Annotated in this window: 4 protein-coding genes; 1 reads left to right on the top strand and 3 read right to left on the bottom strand. The window is 64.6% G+C overall.

Translation table 11 applies throughout. The features are described 5' to 3' along the window. Positions 1-597: 597 nt before the first annotated feature. Positions 598-1,470: a ferritin-like domain-containing protein gene (locus ACE3P9_RS11345; RefSeq protein WP_374494277.1), complete on the top strand. Its 873-nt coding sequence runs from the start codon at positions 598-600 to the stop codon at positions 1,468-1,470. Between the two features lie 72 nt (positions 1,471-1,542). On the opposite strand, the gene ACE3P9_RS11340 is transcribed toward ACE3P9_RS11345, so the two are convergent. From ACE3P9_RS11340 to ACE3P9_RS11330, 3 genes are read right to left on the bottom strand one after another with little or no spacing between them, the layout of a single operon-like run. Continuing rightward, positions 1,543-2,439 (bottom strand): hypothetical protein, encoded by an 897-nt coding sequence (locus tag ACE3P9_RS11340; protein ID WP_374494276.1) that lies wholly within the window; start codon positions 2,437-2,439, stop codon positions 1,543-1,545. A gap of 13 nt (positions 2,440-2,452) precedes the next feature. Further along, positions 2,453-3,346 (bottom strand): ABC transporter ATP-binding protein, encoded by an 894-nt coding sequence (locus ACE3P9_RS11335; protein ID WP_374494274.1) that lies wholly within the window; start codon positions 3,344-3,346, stop codon positions 2,453-2,455. Next, entirely contained in the window at positions 3,343-3,696 is a 354-nt protein-coding gene (locus tag ACE3P9_RS11330; protein WP_374494272.1) for a GntR family transcriptional regulator, read from the bottom strand. The genes ACE3P9_RS11335 and ACE3P9_RS11330 overlap by 4 nt, the downstream gene beginning before the upstream one ends. Between the last annotated feature and the right edge of the window lie 771 nt (positions 3,697-4,467).

Here is a 4,467-nt window from a genome sequence, read left to right as displayed (position 1 = left end):
CCTGGACATAAAAGAAGCCGCAAGATGCCCCGGGACCAACGAGGGAGGGAGGGAGGAGGAGGAGAAGAGTCCCGGGATTTCAGCCCCAACACTGGGGAGATCTTGCGACCGAAAGCTTGTGGCTACTGTACTCGTTTGACTTGTTGATGGGGACGCACGCCAGCCGTACTTTTCAAACCTTTGCGTAAATCTGTAAATGATTTGGCGCCATGCCTTGGATTGTTGGCTCTTGGAGGCGGAAGTTTTGCTACTTCTGTCCCCCATGCGGGGTACATGGGTGAATTCCTGACTCGAAGTTTGGGGCTTCGGGCTTACACCAAGCTTCAAGTCAGGCAATTTCACGTAAGCGAGCGCGGATCAGTTGTCCCGTATTTGAGTTTCATCCGGTGACCGCAGAGCGGCCCTGGGCTTGTCATACGCCTGCAAGCGAAGACTGTTGAACTGCGGCCGGTGCCCATCGACGACCGTCCGGAAACGGACCGGTGGCATCCGGCTTTCGCCCGGCGGCTGGGGTGACGTTCCCCCTGCTCACGGGATGCGAAGGGTGGCCGCGCGGCACCCCGTTTAGAATGCCGCCCCTAAACCATAGGACGGACCATGCTCTACCCCGAACTCTTCAAGCAACTGGAAGCCGTGCGCTGGAACATGGACACCGACATCCCCTGGGACAAGTTCGATGCCAGCCTGCTGACCGAGGACCAGGCCCAGACGATCAAGATGAACGCCATCACCGAGTGGGCGGCGCTGCCGGCCACCGAGATGTTCCTGCGTGACAACCGTGACGACAGCGATTTCTCCGCCTTCATGAGCGTCTGGTTCTTCGAGGAACAAAAGCACTCGCTGGTGCTGATGGAGTACCTGCGCCGCTTCCGCCCGGACCTCGTGCCCAGCGAGCAGGAGCTGCACGAGATCCGCTTCGACTTCGACCCGGCCCCGGCCCTCGAGACGCTCATGCTGCACTTCTGCGGCGAGATCCGTCTGAACCACTGGTACCGCCGTGCCGCCGAATGGCACACGGAGCCCGTGATCAAGGCCATCTACGAGACCCTGGCCCGTGACGAGGCCCGCCATGGCGGTGCCTACCTGCGCTACATGAAGCGTGCCATGCAGAAGTTCGGTGACGAGGCCCGTGCCGCCTTCGCCAAGGTGGGCGTGCTGATGGCCAGCGCGCGTCGCACGGCCCAGGCACTGCATCCCACGAACCTGCACGTCAACGCCAAGCTCTTCCCGCGCGACACCATCCAGAGCCGTCTGCCGGATCCGGAGTGGCTGGAGAAGTGGCTGGACAAGCAGATCCAGTTCGATGCCGTGTGGGAGACCAAGGTGGTCGAGCGCATCCTGCACAACATGAGCCTGCTGATGGAACGCAGCTTCGCCAGCGTCCAGGAGCTGAACCGCTTCCGCAAGGAAGTCAGCGCCAAGGTGGGGGCCGCAGCCGCCGGTGGTGCTGAGCCGAGCCCGGCCGCCTGATCCCCGTCGCGCAACGCGCATGGAAAAGCCCGCCGGCCGGCGGGCTTTTTCTTTGGGTCTGCGCGGGCGCGTTCAGGCCGGACGGCTGCGCTGGAGCACCAGCAGGTAGAAGCACAGGCCTGCGACGACCAAGCCGCCGATGAAGTGGGGCGAGGCCAGGTTGGCAAGGGCCGCACCGAGATCATTGAGCATCAGCTGGGCGATGCCGCCCACCGTCTCGTGTTCCAGCTGCTGGGGCATGCCCCGGCCTTCCATGGTCTGGCTGGCATTGAAGAAGGCCAGGCCGGCGCCTTCGAACTGGTGCTTGAGGAGGTTCCAGACCGTGCGGTCGCGATAGATCTTCTCCATCACATTGCCCAGGATGACCACGCCGCCGACCACCAGCGGCACGCCCCAGCGCTTCAGGTAGGCCGCGGCCACCATCAGCGTCATGAAGATGGGCGCCAGCCACAGCGTCATCAGCACCAGCCCGGTGCTGGCCCGCACCCAGGCAATCAGCGCCACCGTGAGCAGCTGGCCCCAGGGCACGGCACCCAGCCCACTGAAGCCGTGAACCTTGAGAACGGCAGCCACCGCCATCACGGGGGCGAACAGCAGGCCCACCAGCAGGGCCAGCAGAGGCACCAGCAGGGCATGCATCAGCAGCGTGGCGCCGATGCTTTCGGTGTGCGTGGCCGGCAGCGACAGCCAGAACTCGATGGAGCGGTCCTGCTGGTCCCGGCGCGCCAGCCCGGGCAGCTGGAACATGGCGACCACCCAGCTCAGGACGAAGGCCGCGACGGCCGTCCCGAGCATGGCGATCGCCGCCGTGCCCACGGCGGGCGGCACCTCTCCGTTCACCTCGACGAAGCCGGGCACGGGCATCAGCAGCAGGCCCAGCACCGGCAGCGAGAGCATCACGGCCAGCCAGCCGATGCGGTGCTGCATCCACTCGCGCTGCATGAGAGTCAGGAATCGTTGTGCGTTCATGGTGAGGGCTCCTTCAGGCTTCGCGGGGCTGCAGTTCGGGCTTGCGGGTGAGGGCGACGAAGAGGTCGACCAGGCTCGGGCGGAATCGCTGCCCCAGCGCCTGCACGTCGGCCGGCGGCTCGCCATCGAACAATGCGGCCGAGCGGCCCTGCTGGCGATAGCGCAGCAGCGGATGGGCGCGGGCCACCGTGTCAGCCGCGGCCGGGTCGTGGGCCAGGGCCACGAAGCGCGAGTCCATCTCCTCCAGGCTGATGTTCAGCACCAGCTTGCCCTCGTCCAGCATCATCACGTCGGACAGCAGGCTCTCGATCTCCTCCACCTGGTGCGTGGAGATCACCACCGTGCGTTCGCCGTCGCACCATTCGTCGATGAGCATCTCGTAGAAGCTCTTGCGGGAGATGACGTCCAGGCCGAGCGTGGGCTCGTCCAGGATCATCAGGCGCGTGTCGATCGCGGCGATCAGGGCCAGGTGCAGCTGCGTCACCATGCCCTTGGAGAGGGACTTCACCTTGTCATTGAGGCCCACGCTCGTGCGCTTGAGCAGCGCCCGGGCGCGCTCGGCCGAGAACTGCGGCTGCAGCCCGCCCATGAGCGTGATGAGCTCGTGGACGCGGGCCCAGCGCGGCAGCACGGCCACGTCCGGGATGTAGGACAGGCCCTTCAGCAGCTCCGTGCGCTGCCGGCGGGGATCCACGCCCAACACCCGCAGCTCGCCTTCGCCGGCCTGCAGGCCGACCATCGCCTTCATCAGCGAGGTCTTGCCGGCGCCGTTGTGCCCCAGCAGACCGACCACGCGACCCTTGGGAATCTGGAAGGTGAGGTGATCGCAGGCGATCTTGCGGCCATAGCGCAGCGTGAAGTCTCGCGCGCTGACCAGCGCCTCGGGGGTGTTGATGGTCGTGCTCATTGCAGGTCCTCCCATTGCAGATCCTGGGCGCTGATGCCCAGTTGTTTGAGTTTTTCTCGCAGCTGCGGCCATTCCTTGCTCAGGAACTGCTCGCGTTCGCTTTGCAGCAGGCGCTGGCGCGCGCCGGGTCGCACATACATGCCCAGGCCGCGGCGGCTCTCCACCAGCCCGTTGTCGGCCAGCGATTGCAGCGCGCGGCTGACCGTCAGCGGGTTGATGAGGTACTGGTTCGCCAGCAGACGAACCGAGGGCAGGGCTTCGCCTTCCGGCGGATTGCCATCCAGCAGCTGACTGGCCAGGCGGTCAGCCAGTTGCTGGTAGATCGGCGCATTGTCATTCCAGCTGTGCATGTCGCTTCAGGCCAGGCGCCTGCGGTGTGTTGCTGATGTAGCACACCATAACAATGACCCGTGGGGCGACCTAGCGGCGGGCGACAGACTGCACGGAGGGGGGGATGAGTTGCAGTCGATGTCGGTGTCGGTTTGCGCTGTGGCTGTCGGGTTTCACTCATCTCCGAACTATTTGCACTCATCTCTGAACTAGGCGAACTGTCGGCGCCCCTTGGATCCGGAACCAGCGATGGCGCCAGCCAAGCCCGGCGACAACGGGGCAAATGTCATTGCCGCTGCCGGCTGAGCTAGTCCAGTCGGCCCCCTTGCCAGGTCAAATCTGGGGCTGAGTTGTCCGTCGATGGCACGGTAGATTTCCAGGTTGCTCCAGCTTGGAGCAACCTCATCTCGATCGCCATGTGGCGGAATCCTCGAACGTATACCGGGTCGTACTCCTGCCTGATGAACTCCTCAGGTGATAGGGGCGTCGACCCTTTCCGGCAGAGACTCGTTGGCCGAATCGCTTCCCAGCGCAGATCCGGGCGCAGGTAGAGCCAAAGCGGAAAGTGGATGTCAATGCACGAGAACAACTCGTCAAGCGCTGGTGAAGACTCAACCGTCGCCTGCACGCTCGGCTGCGTTCGAATGTAGGCCTCGCGCGCTAGACGGCGCAGGTCTGGTGAGGGCATCAGTGTTGGCGCCGATCTAAATTTGACCCACCCTGCCGATTGAACATTGACCCAGGGCTTGGGGCCGGCATCGGCTGATGCCGGCTGTGGACAACTGTAGCGC

It is taken from the genome of Allobrachymonas sp. (genome assembly GCF_041912815.1).
Taxonomy (GTDB): Bacteria; Pseudomonadota; Gammaproteobacteria; order Burkholderiales; family Burkholderiaceae_C; genus Brachymonas.
The sequence above is the reverse complement of the archived record's forward strand: the minus strand, read 5'-3'. Positions and strand labels throughout refer to the sequence as shown.

Excerpts from the sequence above, each read along its gene's own strand:
- ACE3P9_RS11345 (WP_374494277.1), top strand. The coding sequence starts at position 598 with ATGCTCTACCCCGAACTCTTCAAGCAACTGGAAGCCGTGCGCTGGAAC.
- ACE3P9_RS11340 (WP_374494276.1), bottom strand. The coding sequence starts at position 2,439 with ATGAACGCACAACGATTCCTGACTCTCATGCAGCGCGAGTGGATGCAG.
- ACE3P9_RS11335 (WP_374494274.1), bottom strand. The coding sequence starts at position 3,346 with ATGAGCACGACCATCAACACCCCCGAGGCGCTGGTCAGCGCGCGAGAC.
- ACE3P9_RS11330 (WP_374494272.1), bottom strand. The coding sequence starts at position 3,696 with ATGCACAGCTGGAATGACAATGCGCCGATCTACCAGCAACTGGCTGAC.